Origin of the sequence: Mogibacterium kristiansenii (genome assembly GCF_029224645.1) — a bacterium.
GTDB classification, from domain to species: domain Bacteria; phylum Bacillota; class Clostridia; order Peptostreptococcales; family Anaerovoracaceae; genus Mogibacterium_A; species Mogibacterium_A kristiansenii.
Genome location: NZ_JAQXUZ010000018.1, coordinates 60,948 through 81,307, shown reverse-complemented (window position 1 = coordinate 81,307; position 20,360 = coordinate 60,948). Strand labels below are relative to the sequence as shown.

General features: G+C 52.3%; 19 protein-coding genes. 7 read left to right on the top strand and 12 right to left on the bottom strand.

Features of this window, described 5'->3' with window-relative positions:
- Positions 1 to 66 precede the first annotated feature (66 nt).
- The 5 genes from PUE40_RS05225 to PUE40_RS05205 form a co-directional block, all read right to left on the bottom strand.
- On the bottom strand, positions 67 to 645 hold the full coding sequence (locus tag PUE40_RS05225; protein WP_154553925.1) for a chromate transporter: 579 nt from the start codon (positions 643 to 645) through the stop codon (positions 67 to 69).
- On the bottom strand, positions 642 to 1,187 hold the full coding sequence (locus PUE40_RS05220; protein ID WP_277672112.1) for a chromate transporter: 546 nt from the start codon (positions 1,185 to 1,187) through the stop codon (positions 642 to 644). The genes PUE40_RS05225 and PUE40_RS05220 overlap by 4 nt, the downstream gene beginning before the upstream one ends.
- A 2-nt stretch (positions 1,188 to 1,189) precedes the next feature.
- On the bottom strand, positions 1,190 to 2,929 hold the full coding sequence (locus PUE40_RS05215; RefSeq protein ID WP_277672111.1) for a proline--tRNA ligase: 1,740 nt from the start codon (positions 2,927 to 2,929) through the stop codon (positions 1,190 to 1,192).
- A 2-nt stretch (positions 2,930 to 2,931) separates the two neighbouring features.
- A complete protein-coding gene (gene ispF / locus PUE40_RS05210) occupies positions 2,932 to 4,125 on the bottom strand; it encodes a 2-C-methyl-D-erythritol 2,4-cyclodiphosphate synthase (protein WP_277672110.1) in 1,194 nt (397 codons plus the stop codon).
- Between the two features lie 78 nt (positions 4,126 to 4,203).
- Positions 4,204 to 4,677 (bottom strand): CarD family transcriptional regulator, encoded by a 474-nt coding sequence (locus tag PUE40_RS05205; protein WP_154553921.1) that lies wholly within the window; start codon positions 4,675 to 4,677, stop codon positions 4,204 to 4,206.
- A 276-nt stretch (positions 4,678 to 4,953) separates the two neighbouring features.
- On the opposite strand from PUE40_RS05205, the gene PUE40_RS05200 reads away from it, so the two are divergent.
- From PUE40_RS05200 to PUE40_RS05175, 6 genes are all read left to right on the top strand, one after another.
- Complete coding sequence (locus PUE40_RS05200) at positions 4,954 to 5,658, top strand: response regulator transcription factor (protein ID WP_154553920.1); 705 nt, start codon at positions 4,954 to 4,956, stop codon at positions 5,656 to 5,658.
- The gene (locus PUE40_RS05195; RefSeq protein ID WP_277672109.1) at positions 5,615 to 7,102 is read left to right on the top strand and encodes a HAMP domain-containing sensor histidine kinase; all 1,488 of its coding nucleotides are present in this window, start codon (positions 5,615 to 5,617) and stop codon (positions 7,100 to 7,102) included. Before PUE40_RS05200 ends, PUE40_RS05195 begins: the two co-directional genes overlap by 44 nt.
- 110 nt (positions 7,103 to 7,212) lie before the next feature.
- Entirely contained in the window at positions 7,213 to 8,226 is a 1,014-nt protein-coding gene (gene ansA, locus PUE40_RS05190; RefSeq protein ID WP_154553918.1) for an asparaginase, read from the top strand.
- The gene (locus PUE40_RS05185; protein WP_277672108.1) at positions 8,219 to 9,289 is read left to right on the top strand and encodes an elongator complex protein 3; all 1,071 of its coding nucleotides are present in this window, start codon (positions 8,219 to 8,221) and stop codon (positions 9,287 to 9,289) included. Before ansA ends, PUE40_RS05185 begins: the two co-directional genes overlap by 8 nt.
- Positions 9,282 to 9,554 (top strand): ACT domain-containing protein, encoded by a 273-nt coding sequence (locus PUE40_RS05180; RefSeq protein WP_154553916.1) that lies wholly within the window; start codon positions 9,282 to 9,284, stop codon positions 9,552 to 9,554. Before PUE40_RS05185 ends, PUE40_RS05180 begins: the two co-directional genes overlap by 8 nt.
- A 17-nt stretch (positions 9,555 to 9,571) precedes the next feature.
- On the top strand, positions 9,572 to 10,933 hold the full coding sequence (locus PUE40_RS05175) for a PFL family protein (protein ID WP_154553915.1): 1,362 nt from the start codon (positions 9,572 to 9,574) through the stop codon (positions 10,931 to 10,933).
- An 85-nt stretch (positions 10,934 to 11,018) separates the two neighbouring features.
- Here the strand turns inward: PUE40_RS05175 and PUE40_RS05170 are convergent, their stop codons facing one another.
- From PUE40_RS05170 to tadA, 7 genes are all read right to left on the bottom strand, one after another.
- Positions 11,019 to 11,153 (bottom strand): hypothetical protein, encoded by a 135-nt coding sequence (locus tag PUE40_RS05170; RefSeq protein ID WP_330636939.1) that lies wholly within the window; start codon positions 11,151 to 11,153, stop codon positions 11,019 to 11,021.
- Between the two features lie 41 nt (positions 11,154 to 11,194).
- Positions 11,195 to 15,250, bottom strand: a complete 4,056-nt coding sequence (carB, locus tag PUE40_RS05165; RefSeq protein WP_277672107.1) for a carbamoyl-phosphate synthase large subunit — start codon at positions 15,248 to 15,250, stop codon at positions 11,195 to 11,197.
- Positions 15,243 to 16,331 (bottom strand): glutamine-hydrolyzing carbamoyl-phosphate synthase small subunit, encoded by a 1,089-nt coding sequence (gene carA, locus PUE40_RS05160; RefSeq protein ID WP_277672106.1) that lies wholly within the window; start codon positions 16,329 to 16,331, stop codon positions 15,243 to 15,245. The genes carB and carA overlap by 8 nt, the downstream gene beginning before the upstream one ends.
- Before the next feature lie 118 nt (positions 16,332 to 16,449).
- Positions 16,450 to 17,115 (bottom strand): GntR family transcriptional regulator, encoded by a 666-nt coding sequence (locus tag PUE40_RS05155; protein WP_206157293.1) that lies wholly within the window; start codon positions 17,113 to 17,115, stop codon positions 16,450 to 16,452.
- Complete coding sequence (locus PUE40_RS05150) at positions 17,102 to 18,064, bottom strand: 4-(cytidine 5'-diphospho)-2-C-methyl-D-erythritol kinase (RefSeq protein WP_277672105.1); 963 nt, start codon at positions 18,062 to 18,064, stop codon at positions 17,102 to 17,104. The genes PUE40_RS05155 and PUE40_RS05150 overlap by 14 nt, the downstream gene beginning before the upstream one ends.
- Positions 18,065 to 18,132: 68 nt before the next feature.
- Positions 18,133 to 18,984 (bottom strand): Ig-like domain-containing protein, encoded by an 852-nt coding sequence (locus PUE40_RS05145; protein ID WP_277672104.1) that lies wholly within the window; start codon positions 18,982 to 18,984, stop codon positions 18,133 to 18,135.
- Positions 18,984 to 19,508 carry a tRNA adenosine(34) deaminase TadA gene (gene tadA, locus PUE40_RS05140; protein ID WP_277672103.1) on the bottom strand — a complete coding sequence of 175 codons (525 nt, stop codon included), beginning with the start codon at positions 19,506 to 19,508 and terminating at the stop codon, positions 18,984 to 18,986. The genes PUE40_RS05145 and tadA overlap by 1 nt, the downstream gene beginning before the upstream one ends.
- Positions 19,509 to 19,678: 170 nt before the next feature.
- On the opposite strand from tadA, the gene pduL reads away from it, so the two are divergent.
- A complete protein-coding gene (gene pduL / locus PUE40_RS05135) occupies positions 19,679 to 20,257 on the top strand; it encodes a phosphate propanoyltransferase (RefSeq protein WP_154553908.1) in 579 nt (192 codons plus the stop codon).
- Positions 20,258 to 20,360 lie beyond the last annotated feature (103 nt).

Here is a 20,360-nt window from a genome sequence, read left to right as displayed (position 1 = left end):
TTCCCATTCGGTTAAAAACAATTTCGGGCAGTCTCCATCACCCGATTCAAAATCCGGTCCATTAAATTATACACCAACTACTGCACCAATGCATCCCATAATCAGCAATACGTATATTGCGTTTACGTGGAACTTCTTGATCAGCAGGACGGTGGCGGCGCACATCAGGATGGCAATTCCGTCAATGTGTCCCGGTAAAATACCGGAAATGGCGGAAATGCTCCCCCCTAAAGGATGCTCCGCTTCGACGGCCGGCCGGCAGATGGTAAGGGCCGCGGTAAAAATCATGCCCACCGTCGCGGGCCGAATTCCCTCCAGCGCTCCTTGAACGATTCGGCTCTGCTTGTAGCGATCAATCATGCTGGCGACGATGGCTACAAGGATAAAAGCAGGTGTGGCAACCCCCAGCGTGGCTACGAGGGACCCCGGCATTCCCGCCGTCTGATACCCCACATAGGTGGCCGTGTTCACCGCTACCGGTCCCGGCGTGACCTGTGCAATCGCCACGATGTCCGCATATTGGGACGGGGTCATGGACACAAATCCCCGGATGGTATCGTAGATCATGCCCACGATGGCCATGCCGCCGCCGAACCCCACAGCGCCAATTTTGAAGAATGCCCAGAATAGTTTTGCGAAAATCATTTCAAGACTCCTTCCCGGCGAGTGTTCCAAAGCGACCGAAGAATTCCGGTCACAAGAAACAGGAGTACAATCAGCACCACACTCATATTCGTAAATTCGATCAGCAGAATCCCCGCCAGGGAGGAAATCCCGGAAAACCAATCCTTGATGACGCCCTTAGCAATGGAATATACCGCAATCAGCACCAGTCCCATGGCGGCCGCCCGAAGGCCGCCCAACGCACCCATCACGTACGGATTATCTCCGAAGGCGGACAGGCCTTTGGCCACCAAAATAATCACGACAAAAGAAGGAAGCACAACCCCCACAGTCGAAACAAGGGATCCAAGCAAACCCTTTCGCTTGAATCCCACGTATGTTGCCATGTTAATTGCAATAACACCGGGGAGGCTCTGGCAGACGGATATGACATCCAGCGCTTCCTCTGCCGTGAACCACTTCTTTTCGTTGACGGCGATGTTCTGAAGAATCGGTATCATCGCCACACCGCCGCCAATCGTAAATAATCCCAGTTTAAAGAATGTTATAAAAAGCTCTAACACAATTACAGTCCAAATCTCTCCGCATTTACCAGATCGATGGCATCCTTTGTCGCATCTTCTGCAGACTTCAGGGTCATCTCCCCTTCTCTTCTCAGCTTATACTCCACAACACCCTCGCCGGCTTTCTTTCCGACGGTGATTCGAATCGGCAGTCCCAGCAAATCCGCATCCTTGAACTTCACGCCCGGTCTCTCATCTCTGTCATCGCACAGAACTTCCACACCGGCCTTCTCCAGCTCTTCCTCAATCTTGTCGGCCAGATTCATCTGGGTTTCATCCTGCGGATTGATTACGGTAATCATTACGTGATACGGCGCAACGGAAATCGGCCAGATAATGCCGTTTTCATCGTTGTGCTGCTCGATGATTGCCTGCAGGGTACGGGTGATGCCGATGCCGTAGCAACCCATCTGGTATACGCAGTCGTTTCCGTTCTCATCCCTGTAGAATGTCTTCATGGATTCGGAGTACTTGGTTCCCAGCTTGAAGATCTGTCCAACCTCGATACCTCTGCTATGCTCGATAATCGGTTTTCCGCACTTCGGGCAGCGCTCGCCCTCTTTCAGAACCTTGATATCCGTTACGATGTCGCCCTTGTAATCTCTTCCGTAACATACGCCGGTCATGTGGTGGTCTTCCTTGTTCGCACCGGCACACATGTTCACGGTTCCTACCAGTTCGCTATCCACTACAATCTTGCAGTTCTGCAGTCCTACCGGACCGGTGAATCCGCCGACACAACCGGTGGTTGCACCCATCTCGTCCTCATTGGCGAATTCGATGTAGTGTTCCGGAATGCCCAGTGCATTTACCAGCTTAATCATGTTCACTTCACGGTCACCGCGAACGAAGGCGCATACGTACTCTGCCGGATTCAGTTCATCGTCGTAGGTAACGAACATCAGCGCCTTGATGGACTTCTTCACATCCATGTGGAGGTAGTTGCATACGTCCTCGATGGTCTTGGTTCCCGGAGTATATACGCTCTTCAGTTCTTCCATCTCTTCCTGAACCGGTTCATCATCTACGCATTCCGCCCTCTCCAGCGTTGCCGCATATCCGCATTCCGGACAGTGTGCCAGTTCACTCTCTCCCACGTTAGACAGTGCGGAGAATTCGTGAGAACGGCTTCCACCGATTGGGCCGTTGTCCGCTTCTACAATTCTGTAGTCCAGTCCGCAGCGAGTGAAGATTCTCTCATAAGCACCGTACTCGTTCATGTAGCTGACATCCATTCCCGCTTCATCTCTATCGAAGGAATATCCGTCGCTCATCAGGAACTCTCTGGAACGCAGCAGTCCGTATCTTGGACGAGCTTCGTCTCTGTACTTCCACTGAATCTGGTACAGGGTCTGCGGAAGCTCTCTGTAGGAAGAGAATTCGTTCCGTGCGATATCCGTTACGGTCTCCTCATGCGTCGGTCCAAGGCAGAAGTCTCTTCCGTTTCTGTCCTTGATTCTCCACAGTTCCGGTCCGTATGCATACCATCTGCCGGATTCCTTCCACAGTTCGGCCGGATTCGGTCCCGGCATCAGGATTTCCTGATCGCCGATGCGGTCCAGTTCCTCCCGGACGATATTCTCCACCTTCCGAAGGGAACGGTATCCCAGCGGCATGAATTCATAGATTCCCGCTGCTACCTTGCGAACCAGGTTGGCACGAATCAGCAGCTGATGGCTGACCAGTTCCGCTTCCTTCGGTGCTTCTCTCAATGTCTTCAGATGTCTCTTGGATAATTTCATTTCTATTGTCTCCCTTCAATCGTGCAGCTCGCTATTGCCGCAATACCTTCTTCCCGTCCCGTAAAGCCCAGCTTCTCCGTGGTGGTGGCTTTTACATTCACCTGTCCCTCGGAAACATTCATCGCCCGGGCGAGATTCTCTTTCATGGCTTCTATATGAGGTGCCAGCTTCGGCTTCTCACAAATAATTGTCACATCCACGTTGACAACCCGGTAGTCGCCGATAATCCGGATTACCTCCCGGAGCAGCTCTATGCTGTCCGCTCCCCGATATTTCTCATCGGTATCCGGAAAATATTTTCCAATATCTCCTTTTCCCGCAGCCCCCAGCAGGGCATCCATCAATGCGTGCGTCGCTACGTCCGCATCGGAATGTCCCAGAAGTCCCAATTTGCTGGGGACCGGAGTCCCGCACAATATCAGGTTTCTGTCCGGGACAAGGCGGTGTACATCGTAACCGTTTCCTGTTCTGATTTCCATAGAAATGTCCTCTTTGGTCGTTATTTTTCGGTTGGCGTACTCTCCCTCCACAAGGACCACGGAGATGCCCGCCAATTCCGCGACGGATGCATCATCGGTACCGGAATATCCCTTCTGTCTCGCAACATCGTAGGCCCGGCGAATCACATCCAGCCGAAAGCTTTGAGGCGTCTGAACGCAAAACATGCGCCTTCTCTCAATAACTTTACTGTCCATTATAGGATAAATAAATAACGAGTTCAAGTCGGTATCCGGAATAATCCGCATGGAATCTACCGACGGAACCGCAGTACATACCGCATCCCACCGATCCAGACCCTTTAAGTTTCGGTCAATGATTCCGGTCGTCAGGTCCGCTCGAGCACCATCGTGAATCAGCACCTTCACGGAACTTTCCGAAATTCCTTTCTCTCTGCAAATATTTCCGCACATATCCAGCCCGGCCCGGACGGAGTCTCTTCGTTCCTTTCCGCCCTTCGTCAGCCGCACCGCCTTGCCGGAAACCTCCTGCAGGGCGCGGGCTGTTTTTAGGTAAAAATCCGCATTCGTACCGTCCTCCGGCGTGACGATGACGATTTCGTCGATATCCGGATGTTCCGCAAACGGCCGCGCGGCGCACTCCAAAACAGTGCTGTCCCGATACGGCAGCATCTGCTTCGGCACCTCCGCGTTCATGCGGGTTCCTTTTCCCGCCGCAACTACGATTCCAATGTTCATCGTTTTCTCCCTCAATATATTTTTCTAAAAGTATTCATATATAAAAACCGGTCGTTTCCGGCCATATACCGTTCTCGGTTATATGTGGGATTCGACCAGTTCATCTGCTTCTTCCATTGTATAATTTCCCGCCAGCATCAGCTCGCTTTCCAGAATCTGCTTTGCCGTGCCCAGGAGCTTCTTCTCTCCGGTGGAGAGGGACTTCTTTCGATCGCTTCGCACTAAATTTCGAACAACCGAAGCGACTTCCTCGATTTCCCCGGTTTTCAGCCGATCCATATTCAAGCGGTATCGGCGATTCCAATTCGCCGGCATCGCTTCCGCCTCTTCGCCCAGCAGCTTAAAGACTGTCGGAAAATCTTCCGCAGTAATAATTCTGCGCACGCCAACCCGCGCAGAACTTTCCACCGGAATCAGGACCGTCATCTTGCTGTGCGGCAGGTTCACATCGTAATATTTGTGAATTTCGCCCAACACTTCTTTCTCGACAATATCTGTAATCGTTCCGGCTCCGTACATCGGATATGCTATTTTCTCGCCAACCTGAAACATATCGCCTCTCCTTTTTTCGACACACTGTTATTATATCCCGAGGCAAAAATATTTGCAAGTAAAAATTTATTATTTTACCATCATGCTGTATATATGTCAACTGCATTTCTCGCTTTTTATTGCCGCAAGCGGTACTTTTCGGGACGGGGAAACATATACTTATCAGTTGTTATTCTATCATCTTTCACATTTCTGTGATATAATTTTTACAGTTTTTCAATGGCGCAATCTCTTATAATAAAAGGGACTGCCGGAATACTGAAAGGAGAAACTTGAATGAAGAAATTACTCGTAGTGGACGACGAAGATAAGATCCGTGAGGTCATCAAAGAATACGCTGAGTTCAGCGGATATGAGGTGACCGAAGCAGCCGACGGCATGAGTGCCATCGGTCTCTGCAAGCTCAACGATTACGATTTGATTATCATGGATGTGATGATGCCGAAGCTGGATGGATTCAGCTCCGTGAAGGAAATCAAGAAGATCAAGGATATCCCGGTAATCATGCTCTCCGCCAGAGGGGAAGAATACGACAAGCTGTTCGGCTTTGAGCTGGGCATCGACGATTATGTGGTCAAGCCATTCAGCCCGAAGGAACTGATGGCTCGGGTGAATGCGGTCCTGCAGCGGAAGAGCGGTTCCGAGAACAACAGCGCCCAGGTAATGAAGTTCGACGGACTGGAAGTGAACTTTGCCGCCCGCACCATTACCGTAGACGGTGAACGGGTCAACCTGACCCCGAAGGAATACGACCTTCTCTTCTACCTGATTCAGAATAAGAATATTGCATTGTCCAGAGACAAGCTTCTTTCCGACATCTGGGGATACGACTTCTTTGGCGACGACCGCACCATCGATACCCATATTAAGAATCTGCGGAACAACCTGGGACCGTATCGAAATTTCATTGTAACGTTGAGAGGAGTAGGATACAAATTTGAATACGACGACAGCAAGAAAGGAAAAGAATCAGCAGAATAAGTTTGATCTTAACAGCATCCGAACCGTCATGCTGCTGTACTTCTTCACTTTTGCAGCCGTATTGATTATGCTGATTTGGTCGCTCCAGAGCTTCTTCATGACCCATTATTTTGAACAGATGAAGGTTCAGGAAACGGAGCATACCGCTGCTCTTCTGAAGAACGAGTTTCTGCAGGACGACGGGCAATTCAAGAATCTGGCGCTCAACGCCTCTGCATCCAGTGATATTTTCATCCGGGTGGACACTCCGAACGGCACCAGCGTCTTTGACAACGGTTCGTACTTCAGGCCATCTTCCATCGCCTACGATTACGAAACATCCACGGCGCGGGACCGCTTGGAGAAGAGCAATAAGAATTCCGTTTCCCTAGTGGCTAACGATACGAAGAAGGACAGCCGGAAACTGATTTATGCCACCTACATCGGGGACACACCCAGCAATAACATTTTGTTCATCGTGGCCCCCTTGTATCCGGTGAAATCCACCATATCCATCCTTCGGCTGCAGCTGAAATACATCAGCTGCATCGCCCTGATTGTGGCCGCACTGCTGGCACTGTTCATCGCCCGAAGGCTGTCTCGACCGATTAAGGACATCACCAAATCGGCCGTGGAACTTTCTCACGGCAACTACAACGTGAAATTCAACGGAGGCATGTTCACAGAGACCAACGAATTGGCCCGAACCTTGAATACCGCTTCCTACGAAATGCAGAAGACGGACTTCTATCAACGGGATTTGATTGCCAATGTGTCCCACGATCTGAAGACTCCGCTCACCATGATCAAATCCTACGCGGAAATGATCAACGACATCTCCGGTGATAATCCGGAGAAGCGGAAGGAGCACCTAAAGGTCATCATCACCGAAGCGGATCGGCTGAACAAGCTGGTATCCGACATGCTTTCCGCCTCCAAGATTCAGTCCAACAATCTGGAGCTGGACAAGGAAATCTTCGATTTGGTGGCAGTGACGGAGGAAATCGTGGCTACCTATAAGGTGCTGAACGAGCAGAACGGATACCACATCCGACTGAACAAGTGCAAGGCGGCTTATGTCTACGGCGACAAGGAGAAAATCAAACAGGTCCTGTCCAACTTCGTCTCCAATGCCATTAAGTATTGCGGTGAGGATCGGGTGGTGATCGTGGAGGTAAAGCGAATCGGCAAAAAGGTCCGGGTAGATGTTATCGACCACGGCGACGGCATCGCCTCCGACGAACTGTCCCACGTATGGGAACGGTATTACCGCACCAGCGCGAACCGGAACCGGAGCATCGAAGGATCCGGCCTGGGGCTTTCCATCGTCAAAGGTATTCTGGTACTCCACAATGCTAATTACGGGGTAAAAAGCAAGGTAGGCCAGGGCAGCGACTTCTGGTTCGAAATGGATACGGTGAAAAAGCCGACAGATACCGAATGCAAAAATAAAACCCATGGATAATAATTCAATCTCTGTCCGGCGCAGAACCCGGGCAGAGATTTTTACGGTGTATAATTCACACTGCTATTTTCGTTTGATTTATTAATTATATAAAACATTTGGAGGAATGTATGAACAAAAGAGTCTGCATTATTTACACCGGCGGCACCATCGGCATGGTGCCGACCCGGGACGGCTACCAGCCGAAGGAAGGATATTTTTCCGGCGAACTGGAGAAGATTCGGGATCTGTATTCCGATGCCATGCCGAAGTGGGATCTCATCGAATACGATCCGCTTCTGGATTCGTCCAACATCACCTACGTGCAGTGGAACCGGATGGCCAACACCATTAAAGAGAACTACGAGCGCTACGACGGCTTCGTCATTCTCCACGGCACCGACACCATGGCCTATAGCGCTTCTGCCCTATCCTTCATGCTGGAAGGTCTGAAGAAACCGGTCATCTTCACCGGTTCGCAGATTCCTCTGTACGAGCTCCGTTCCGACGGACGGGACAATCTGATCACCTCCCTGATGATTGCGGCCAATAGTGACATCCACGAGGTATGCCTGTATTTCGGCAACCATCTGATTCGGGGAAACCGTGCTGTCAAAACCTCTGCGGACGGACTGATTGCATTCTCCTCCCCGAACTACCCGGTACTGGCCAAAGCCGGCATCGACATTGAATACTTCCCGAACCGCTTCCTGCCGGAACCAAAAGAACCGTTCCGGGTAACGGAGATGAAACCCACATCCATCGGTGTCATCAAATTGTTCCCGGGAATTCACTTCGATCTCTTTGCGCCAATCGTCAACAAGGATCTTCAGGCCCTGGTTCTGGAAACCTTCGGCACCGGAAACATTCCGAACTACGATTCGGAGCTTCCGCCGCTCATCAGCAAGGCTATCGAAAACGACACCGCCGTGGTGGTATGCACGCAGTGCATGCAGGGAACCGTTCGTCTGGGCACCTATGAGACCAGCTCCGAACTGGCCCGGGCCGGTGCCGCCAGCGGCAGCAATATGACCACCGAGGCCACGGTCACCAAGCTTCAGTACCTGTTCAGCAAAGGCTTCACTGCCAACGAGGTTCGCGACTGGGTAGAATCAGACCTACGGGGAGAGCTGACCATTGGCTAGCCGGAACAAGAAGCACGCCATCATCCCTGTTTTTATCCCTCACAAAGGGTGCCCCAACGACTGCATCTTCTGCAACCAGCGGAAAATCACCGCACGCTCGGCGGCAGTCACCCCGGAGGATGTGCGAACCACCATCCGCACTTGGCTCACCACGCTGCAAGATGTTCCGGCAGTGGAAGCCGCATTCTACGGCGGGAGTTTTACGGGGATTCCGTTGGAAGAACAGCGGGCCTACCTGGAAGTGGCGCAGGAATACAAGTGGGCGGGGGCAATTCAGAAGATTCACCTGTCCACCCGGCCGGACTACATCACCCCGGAGATCCTGGACAACCTGAAAGAATATTCCGTGGATACCATCGAGCTGGGCGTGCAGTCCTTCGATGAGGATGTACTCCGCCAAAGCCGCCGAGGCCATACAGCGCAGCAGGTCTACGACGCCGTTTCACGAATCCAAGACTACGGTTTCGAGCTGGGAATTCAGCTGATGATTGGACTGCCCGGCGATACGATGGAGAAGTGCCTCTATTCCGCACGGGAAACCGCCCGTCTGCGGCCGCAGCTGGCGCGCCTGTATCCCACCATCGTTCTGGACGAAACGGATCTCTATGACGCATACCGGCAGGGCACGTACATCCCGCTGAGCCGAGAAGAGGCCGTTCTTCGCACAAAAGAAATGTACAAAATCCTAGAGGCGTCCGATATTACCATCATGCGAGTGGGGCTGAAGAGCACGGAGCTCATCGGCGACGGCGGAGCCATTAACGGCGGAACCTACCACCCGGCCTTTCGCCAGCTGGTGGAAGGGGCGATTGCCCGAGAACGCATCGAGCCGCTGCTGAATCGATTGAAACTCAACGCTTCCGGCAATTCTTTAACAGAAAACAAACAGAAAATTGATGTATTTTCTAACGGAAAATGGTATTCTAATATGGTAGGTAATGAAGCCGACAATAAAAAGTATTTTACCCAAAAATTTCCGGAATTCAATTTCCGCTTTCGCCGGGACGACAGCCTGGCCGACGGACAGTTCCGGGTATCTGCAAAGGAGGAAAAAAATGGATAGAGAGAAAGCTGTGGTAACCATCACCGGCAGAGATGAGGTAGGCATTCTGGCCTCCGTCTCCGCTTGCTGCGCCAATGCCAATGCCAGCGTCATCGAGATGACCCAATCCGTAAAGCAGGACTTCTTCACCATGATGATGGTCATCAGCATCGAACAGATGAATGTAACAATTGCTGAGCTCCGGGATGCGATTCTGAAGGAACTCCCGACAATGGACGTTCATGTAATGCATGAAAATATTTTCAATTCCATGCATCGGATTTAGCAGAAGGGAGAACAAGCATGTATAACGATATTGGCGATATCTTGGAAACCATTTCCATGATTCGAGACAAAAACCTGGATGTCCGTACCACCACCATGGGCATTTCTCTGCTGGACTGCGCGGACAGCGACATCGACCGCTCCTGCGAGAAGATCTACGAAAAGATCTGCCGAAAAGCGGAACACCTGGTGGAAACCGGCGAAAAGATTACCGGAAAGTACGGAATTCCAATTGTAAACAAGCGGGTTTCCGTTACACCGATTGCCATGCTGGCCGGTGTATCCGGCGGCGATCCGGTGAAATACGCACGTACGCTGGATCGAGCAGCTCATACTGTCGGAATTGATTTTATCGGCGGATATTCCGCACTGGTCCAGAAGGGCTTCAGCGCCGGGGACCGGGAACTGATTGAATCCATCCCACAAGCTTTGGCCGAAACCCAGCTGGTGTGCTCCTCGGTAAATATCGGCTCCACCAAGGCCGGCATCAACATGGATGCCGTTGCCCTGATGGGCCGACAGATTCAGAAAGCCGCACTCCTCACCAAAGATAACCAGTGCATGGGCGCTGCCAAACTGGTGGTATTCTGCAACGCGGTAGAGGATAACCCGTTCATGGCCGGTGCTTTCCACGGCGTGGGCGAAGCAGATTCCGTCCTCAGCGTTGGCGTATCCGGTCCGGGCGTGGTTCGGTCCGTGCTGCATGACCTTCCGGACGATGCTCCGCTGAACGAGGTGGCAGAAACCATTAAGAAAACGGCATTTAAGATTACCCGTGTCGGTCAGCTGGTGGGTTCTGAAGCCGCTGCCGCATTGGGCGTACCGTTCGGAATCGTGGATCTGTCTCTGGCACCGACTCCGGCAATCGGCGATTCCGTTGCACGTATTCTGGAAGAAATCGGCCTGGAGCAGTGCGGTACTCACGGTACCACCGCTGCACTGGCCATGCTCAACGATGCGGTTAAAAAGGGCGGCGTAATGGCTTCTTCCAGTGTCGGCGGACTCTCCGGCGCATTTATCCCGGTAAGTGAAGACGAGGGTATGATTGCTGCCGCTCGCAGCGGAAACCTGGTTCTGGAGAAGCTGGAAGCCATGACCGCGGTATGCTCCGTGGGTCTGGACATGATTGTGATTCCGGGAGACACCACTCCGGAAACCATCTCCGCCATCATCGCCGACGAGGCGGCCATCGGCATGGTGAACAGCAAAACCACAGCCGTTCGCGTTATTCCGGCCATCGGTCTGAAGAGCGGTGAGGAACTGAACTTTGGCGGGCTGCTGGGCTACGGTCCGGTAATGGATCTGAAGAATCCTTCCCCGGCAAAAATGATTCGCCGCGGCGGACGGATTCCGGCTCCGCTTCAGAGCTTGAAGAACTAACAAAAAATATAGACGCTTCATGAAAAAAGCGAGAGGGCTGCACTGCAGCTCTCCCGCTTTTTTCGTGGTATGTTTTACTTTCCCTTTACGGTCTCAGGCCCATTCCGCCTTCCAGGGTGATGGTCTCACCGCTCATGAACTTGAAGTCCGGCGAAGCCAGCTGTACGCAGGCACGACCGATTTCTTTCTCTACGTCGCCGTAATGACCTGCCGGCGGCATCTTTACATTCGCTTCATTTGTTCATTTTTCTAATTACTGTATTAATACCAGAATTTACCGCTGAACGCGAAGGACACCTCGGCCGTCAGGCTGATTCGACCTTCCAGGAAGTTCACCAGAATATCGCCTCCCGGCGTTTCCACGATAATCTCCTTATCTCCTCTGCAGTAGCCCTGTTCCACCGCCATGCGGGCGGCACAGAATGCCGCACTGGCGCTGGAGAGCACCGCACCGTTGGCGCCGTCCCAGATCTTCAAACGGATGGTGGACGCATCCACCACCTTGATGAACTCGAAGCATGCCGGTGCATTGAAGATATCCGAATATTCGATTTCCGGTCCCAGCTTTTCGATATCAAAGGTATCGATGGAGTCGCAGAAAATCTGGCAGTGGAGCCCGCCCCCGGCAATTCGGCTGGTTTTCAGCGCCGTTGCGCCGGCGGTCGCCAGCTTCTCCTGAACGCAAGCGTCCGCAGCGGCTGCCTTTTCCATATCCCGGTCGTACAGGAACTGATCTTCCGGAACATACATGATTACCGATGTTACCCATCCGTCTCGCATGAACAGCTTCAGCTTCTGGATACCGTTGACGGTTTCCACCGTCATCATATCCCGACCGATCAAGCCCTGCTCGTAGGCGTATTTTGCACCGCAGCGGATGCCGTTTCCGCAGGCATCCCCTTCCGTGCCGTCGCTGTAGAAGACTCTCATCTTCACATCGGCCTTCCGGGACTTCTCCACCAGGACGATGCCGTCGCCGCCGATGGAGCGGTGGCGGTCGCACAGGCTGATGCACAGGGACTCCGGTCCCTCAATCCGTCCGTCGAAGTTATCCAGTACGATATAGTCATTTCCGCAGCTGTGCAGCTTGGTAAAGTACACATTTCGGTGGGTTGCCCGCATATGGTTGATGTCCACCAGCTCGGTGTTCTGTTCCGAATATCTGGATTCAATCATATTGACCAGGGCACCGGCGGTATCCACGCTGGTGAGGCAAGGGATGCCCAGCTGCATCGCCCGCTTGTGCACGGCGGTGTAATCGCCCAATGCCGCATCGTTGGCCTGTCCGGTAAAGATGATATAGCTGGTCTTTCCGCTTTCCATCAGATCGATGATATCCGTGCTCTTCTGGGCCTTCTGAACCTGAGTAACCTCGATACCCATGGTGCGGATGGCTTCTGCCGTGCCTCTTGTGGCATAAAGCTTCATTCCCAGGGTGTGCAGTTTCATGGCAATCGGCAGGATTTCCGGATAATCCCGTTTCTGAACGGAAATCATCACGCCGTGTTCTTCTCCGTATTTTCTCGGCGGCACGGTGAATCCGGCGGCGGTCAGTCCCTTGAACAGAGCTTCGTTCATGGTCCGACCCAGTCCCAGAACTTCTCCCGTGGATTTCATTTCCGGTCCCAGGATGGAGTTGGCATCGGTGAGCTTCTCAAAGGAGAATACCGGAACCTTTACGGCCACGTAGGCCGGAGTGCGGTACAATCCCGTTCCGTATCCCAGATCTTCCAGCTTCGCCCCTAGCATTACCTGGGACGCCAGATCCACCATCGGTACACCGGATACCTTGCTGATGTACGGTACCGTCCGGGAGGCTCTCGGATTCACCTCGATGACGTACAGCTCTCCGTTGTACTGGAGATACTGAATATTGACCAGTCCCTTGGTACCCAACGCCAGCGCCAGTTTCTCGGAAATATCCACAATTCGTCTCAGCTGACGATCCGACAGATTGAACGGAGGATATACAGCGATGGAGTCCCCGGAGTGAATTCCGGCTTTCTCGATATGCTCCATGATTCCCGGAATCAGCACATCCTCTCCGTCGGAAATAACATCCACTTCCAGCTCAATGCCCGGCATGTATTTGTCCACCAGCACCGTATTGTCGTCGGAGTTTTCCAGAATCCGCTCCATGTACTTCCGGGTATCCTCTTCGTCCCCGGCAATGGTCATGTTCTGGCCGCCGATGACGTAGGACGGTCTCAGAAGCACCGGATAGCCGATTTCTTCTGCCGCCCGGAGTGCGCCCTCCAGGTCGGTGACACTCTGACCCTTCGGACGGCTGATGCCGAATTTTTCCAGAAGAGCGTCGAACTTACCTCTGTCTTCCGCCAGATCGATTCCTTCTGCGGAGGTGCCCAGAATCTGAATTCCGTTGTCGTGCAGGAACTGGGTGAGCTTGATGGCGGTCTGACCACCGAAGGCCACAACGACGCCAATCGGCTTCTCCACCTTGATGATGTTCATCACGTCTTCCGGATGGAGCGGCTCGAAATACAGGCGGTTCGCCGTGTCGTAGTCCGTGGATACGGTTTCCGGGTTGTTGTTGACAATAACTACGTCGTAGCCCATCTCCCGCAGCGTCCATACGCAGTGTACCGATGAGTAGTCGAACTCGATTCCCTGACCGATTCGAATCGGGCCGGAACCCAGTACCATGATAACCGGCTTTCCGCTGCGGCGGAAGCTTCTGGATTCGCATTCCTTATCCGTTGTGGAATAGAAATACGGGGTCATTGCGTCGAATTCTGCGGCGCAAGTGTCTACCATCTTATAGCTGAAGTCCATGCCCGGAACTTCTTCCACTTCGGCAATCCGGCAAATCGCTTCGTCGGTATAGCCCAGCTTCTTCGCTTCCTCGTACATCTCTGCCGGAAGTCCTTTATTTTTGGCCGACTCTGCCAGCTCCAGTTCGAAGTCTGCCAGATGTTTGATCTTGTTCAGGAACCAGCGGTCGATCTTCGTGATGTCGTGCACCTGATCCACGGTGACCTGTCTCGTCTTAAAGCCTTCGAAAATCGCGAAGATGCGGTGATCGTCCTGCGTGCCGATCCGTTCCGTCAGGGTTTTGTCGCCCTGGTACTCGAAGTTCAGAGTGTCCAGGGAAATTTCCGCACCGCGGATGGCCTTCATCAATGCCGCCTCGAAGGAGTTGGCGATGGACATGACCTCACCGGTGGCCTTCATCCGGGTGCCCAGCTTCCGGCTGGAGCCGGCGAATTTGTCAAACGGCCACTTCGGCACCTTCAGCGCCACGTAATCCACCGTCGGCTCGAAGCAAGCGCAGGTCTTTCCGGTTACGTCGTTCACGATTTCGTCCAGGGTGTATCCCAAAGCGATTCGGGTGGTTACCTTGGCGATCGGATAGCCGGTGGCTTTGGACGCCAGGGCCGAGGAACGGGACACTCTCGGGTTCACCTCGATTACCGCATACTCAAAGCTGTCCGGGTTCAAGGCAAACTGGCAGTTGCATCCGCCTTCAATGCCCAACGCCGAAATGATTCTCAGCGCCGCGGAACGGAGCATCTGGAACTCCTTGTCCGCCAAAGTCAGGGTCGGTGCCACGACGATGGAGTCACCCGTGTGCACGCCCACCGGATCCAAGTTCTCCATCGGACAGATCTGAATCACATTGCCCATGGAGTCTCGCATGGTCTCAAATTCGATTTCCTTCCATCCGGCGATGCTCTTCTCCACCAGAATCTGGGTAATCGGGGACTGATCCAATCCATTCTGTGCGATGATGCGCAGTTCCTCTTCCGTCTCCGCGATTCCGCCACCGCTGCCGCCTAGGGTAAAAGCAGGACGCACGATGACCGGGTACCCGATTTCCTTTGCAATATCCAGCGCCGTCTGCAGGTCTTCCGCAATTCCGGAAGGCACGCAAGGCTCGCCGATTTCTTCCATCACCTCACGGAACAGTTCCCGGTCTTCTGCCTTATCGATGGCGTCCACATTGGATCCCAGCAGGCGCACGTTGTGCTCTTCCAGCCAGTTCTCCTTGGAAAGCTGCATGGCAATGGTTAATCCGGTCTGTCCGCCCAGTCCGGCCAGCAGGCCGTCCGGCTTCTCTTTCTCGATGATTCTCTTTACGGTTTCCACCGTCAGCGGCTCCAGATAAATCTCATCCGCCAGGTGTTTATCCGTCATGATGGTGGCCGGGTTGGAGTTCACCAGCACCGTATCGATGCCTTCCTCCTTCAGCACCCGGCAGGCCTGGGCGCCGGCATAGTCAAACTCCGCCGCCTGGCCGATGACAATCGGTCCGGAACCGATTACTAGAACTTTCTTAATACTTTTATCTTTAGGCATTTTTGTACTCCTCCATCAACTCAATGAACTGTTTAAACAGAAAACTCGTATCGTGAGGACCCGCATGAGCCTCCGGATGAAATTGTACGGAAAATGCGTTCTTGTCCGGATAAATCATTCCTTCACAGGTCTGGTCATTGGCATTCACGAAGCTGACCTCCCCTTTTCCTTCCAGGCTTTCCGGGCGAACCGCATAGCCGTGGTTCTGGGTGGTGATAAAAGTATGACCGCAATTCTCGCCGAAGGTGACCGTAGCCGGCTGATTTCCGCCCCGGTGACCGTACTTCAGCTTAAAGGTTTCGCCGCCCTGAGACAGCGCCAGCAGCTGGTGTCCCAGGCAGATGCCGAAAATCGGAACCCGGTTCATCAGTTTTCGGATTTCTTCAATGCATCCGGTATTTTCCGCCGGGTCTCCCGGGCCGTTGGACAGCATTACGCCATCCGGCCGGGATGCCAGAATCTCCTCTGCGGAAGTGGTGCTGGGTACCACCCGAACCTCACAGCCGTACCGGTTCAGCTTGCGGATGATATTTCTTTTTGCGCCGTAATCGATCAGGGTAACGCGATATTTTGCTTCTCCTTCCGGAGAAACGGTGTACGCCTCATCGCAGGTAACGGACTTTACGGCATTAACAATTGTATATTCTGTTACTGCATCCAAGTTTTCCGGAATCTCGGAGCAGATGACTGCGTTCATTACGCCGTGCTCCCGAATTTTCCGGGTCAGCGCACGGGTGTCGATGCCCCAAATTCCCGGCACATCGTTGTTTTTCAAGAATGTATCCAGATCATATTCCGAGCGGAAGTTGGATGGGGTATCACAGTATTCCCGAACCACGTATCCCTTCAGGGCGCATTTGCCCTCGAAATCTTCTTCCATCATTCCGTAATTTCCGATCAGCGGAAATGTCTGCATGACAATTTGTCCGCAGTAGCTCGGGTCCGTCAGCGTTTCCACATAGCCTTCCACACCGGTGGTGAAGACCAGTTCGCCGATAGAATCCCGTTCCGCTCCGAACCTTCTACCTTCCAGAATCGTGCCATCCGCCAGTATCAGATAGCCTTTCTTGTCCTTATTCAAAGTAATCTCCTTTCAAAAAACCATCATTTCATACATTTCATAACCCTTGCGAATTTTTCCTATCTCATCACCTCCCGCAAAATTTCCCTGAAATAGCAACCTTCCTCTTTCTTTTAATCTATCTTGTGACCTTGTCCAGCCCAATGATGAACTGCTTCAGGTCTTTGATATGCGCTTCTGCTTCCCGGCGCGCCTTCTCCGCATCACCGGCAACAATTGCTTCCATAACATGCTTGTGTTCCTTCGGAATCCGTTCGAATACGGTTCCGTCATCATAATAGAGATACCGGAACCGCATGGACAGTTCCTGCACCTGACGGCTCAGCTCAATCAGCACGTTGTTTCGGCTGCAGCGAACGATGAAATTATGGAACTTCTCGTCGTATTCCACGATTTCCTCTTTATCTCTGGCTTCCACGGCCATCTCATACAGCCGGTGCATCTTGCTCAGTGCCAGCTTCTCTTCCTCTGTAATCCGTTGTGCCGCCAGACCGGCCGCTAGACCTTCCAAATCTTCTCGTACCTCAAAAATATCCAGCATGTTCTGGATTGAAATATCCGATACGTACGCACCCCGTCTCGGTTCAATCACCACAAGTCCATCCGTCGCCAGCTCTCGAATGGCCTCCCGGATCGGTGTCCGGCTGACATTCATTCTCTCCGCCAGATCGATTTCCATCAAACGCGTTCTGGCTTGAATCTCGCCGGTAAGGATTTTGTGTTTGAGTTCCAGATATACTAGTTCTCGCAACGGCTTCTGAATCTGCAAATCAATGTTCATCATACATCTCTCCACTTTCTGTGTACCATACCTTCCAGTTGTCCCGAATCCATGGGGCATCTTTCGCCATTCGGTAATCAGATTCGGCTTGTGCCATCGAATTATAGTATGCAACCATTGTGGGGCCGCTGCCGCTCATCAGCACCCGGTCCGCCCGGAGATTTGCCTCCATGGCATCCTTTAGCGCTTTCGCTTCCGGATACTGTTTCAGTGTGTATTCTTCCATTCGGTTAAAAAAAAGTTTCTCCTCCACCGAACGTCCGGTTTGAGCATCCAATGCTTCGTACACTTCTCGCGTAGATACTCCGATTCCCGGATTCATCAGAATCACTCCGTATGGTTTCGGTTCCGTCGGCCGAACAATTTCGCCGATTCCCTCAATCTCTGCAGCTACTGAAGCTTCTTCAATTCCCGGCAATTCCGAAAAAACCGTTCTGTTCTTTCGCGCATTCATCATCAACGAGAACGGTACATCCGCTCCCACCGATGCCCCCAGCACCATCAGTTCCCGCAGCGAGAACGGGTTTCCGCAAAGGGCATTGGTCGCCAACATGCATCCCGCCGCATTGCCGCTTCCCCCGGCAATGCCTGCCGCTACCGGCAATTTCTTATCCACGAAGAGATACAGTTCCTCCGGTCGTTTTCCGTCTTCCGGCAATGCCTTCAGCACCGCTTCCACTCCCCGGTACGCCAAGTTGTCCGATCCCAGGGAAATTGCACTGTAATTCATACAAAATTTTACACGAACACCCTGGATAAAGCAATTGTTTGAAGGAAATTTTTGCATGCAAATACCCAAGGACTCTTCCGTAAGTCCCATAGTCACTACATCGTGAAGTCCAAGATCTTGCATAAAGGACAAAATATCGTGATATCCGTCCGGACGTCTCCGGAGTACTTCCAGCGAAAGATTAATCTTCGCATAGGCGTTCATGGTGATAGATGAATTCATGCTTTTCCCTCCTGATTCGGAATCTGCTTACAAAAAAGGAATGCCAAGGGCATTCCTTTCAAAAAATACTATCTCTGGTTCCGATTGCCGAACTTCTTCGCCGCTTTCGCCGCCTTTGCCGTCGGACCGTGTGAGGAAATATATTTACCGCCCGCTGTAGAAATCGGACGCGGTGCGGAAACGCTGTACACGTTCGGGAGAATCTCACTCAGCTTCAGCTGATAATCCTTCACGTACTCGGCTTCTCCGTTCTTGTTCTTCCGCTTTGCCTTCTTTGCGGCCTTTTCTTCCTTCTTCTTGTTCTCTGCAATAACCTCTTCCACGGTCTTGCCGGTGCGCTTTGCTTCGTGGTACGGATTGAAAGCGACCTCTTCCTTCTCGTCCTTCTTATTTTTCTTTTCCTGCTGCTGGTTGGCATTTCGAATGGTCATCACGGTAATACCACCGAAGATCAGGAACATCATGCCCATGTTAATCATCATGTTCAGGCGCTGATTGAAAGTCGTGAAAGAAAGGGTGGTCTCCTTGCCCAGGCGGTCACCCTGATCGTCCATCAGATTCTCGGAAATTACCAATTTGTATTTCGCGTTGTTCTCAACCTTGAATTTCTTATTGTTGCTGTCACCCAGAACCAGCAGAAGACCCTTGTCCGCCTTGCTGCTCATCACCTTAATCGGAATTTCCTTGCCGTTCGGGTCCACAATCTTTACGCACTTCGCGTTGTTCTTCTGTGCCTTTTCGCCGGCCAGCTCCCGGTTGAAACGCAGCTTCACGCCGACGTTCTCAATGGAAGTATTGGTCTGTCCATCCTTCGGATAGGAATTCACCAATTTAAAATCGCTTTCATCCGCCGAAACGAATGCCACGCTCATTGTTACCAGCACCGCTGCCAGCAGTGCAATCAGGCCTTTTCTCTTCATCAATTGTTTCCTCCATCAGTATTGTCCGGCGATGTCATTCTCTGCCGGAAAAGTTTTCGCTTCCGTGCCTTCACCGCGCGCATGTTCCGAAAGAAGTCCGACAGAATCTGTCCGCACTCCGCCTCCAGAATTCCCGTCTCCACCTCCATTCGGTGATTCAACCGTTCCTCCTGTACCACATTGAATACGGAGCCGCAAGCTCCGTTCTTCGGATCCATCGCACCAATCCACAAGCAATCCAACCGTGCCAAAACCATGGCGCCGGCGCACATGGCACAGGGCTCCAAGGTGACGTACAGCTCGCAGCCGGTCAGCCACTTGCTTCCCAGCACCCGCTCCGCCTTCCGAATGGCCAGCATCTCCGCATGCCCGGATGAATTTCGGTCGGTCTCTACATGGTTATATGCTTTTGCGATAATCTCTCCATCTCGCACCACAACCGCGCCCACCGGGACTTCTCCGATTTCCGCCGCCGCTTCCGCTTGATGCAGTGCCTCTCGCATATACATCTCATTTATATCCATAGCCGAATAATTTTATCATAGTCGGGGTTTCAATACAAGTTCTTTCGCAGATTATACCCCCCCATTTAAGAAAACTTTTGGTTAGTCGCATTTAACAATCTAGACAAAGGTTTCGCCATTGCATATAATGGAGTAGGTAAATTTTGTTAAGATAAAGGAGGGTTATCCCAATGGCTACATTAGATGTAAATGTTGAAGTAAGTGCTCGCCACGTGCACCTGTCCCAGGAGGACATCGAGAAACTGTTTGGTGCAGGTTATGAGCTGAAGGTTAAGAAGGAAATCGCAGGCGGTTTCGTTGCAGAAGAAAGACTGACCATCACCGGACCGAAGAGATCCATGGAGAGAGTTGCAATTCTGGGACCGGCTAGAAAAGGCACTCAGATTGAGCTGGCTGCTACAGACGCTCGTTCCCTGGGCGTAGATGCTCCGATCAGACTGTCCGGAGATCTGGCAGGCACACCGGGAATCAAGCTGACTGCTGAGAACGGAAACTCCGTTGAGACCGAAGCAGGCTGCATCGTTGCTCAGAGACACGTTCACCTCTCCGAGGAAGACGCTGCTAAGCTGGGCGTTGAGCAGAACCAGAACGTTGATCTGAAGATCGACACCGGCAAGAAGAGAGCTCTGGTATTCGGCGACGTTATCGTAAGAATCGGCGGACCGGTTTCCGTTGTTCATCTGGACACAGACGAAGGCAACGCTGCATGCACCGGCAGAGCTTGCGTTGGTACCGTTATCGCTGAATAATTTCGGCACGAACGAATTTTTGTAAAAAAAGAACGAGAGGGAATCGGTAAAGCCGTTTTCCTCTCGTTTTGTATTGCATAGATTTCCGGTTCGTTTCAATGTA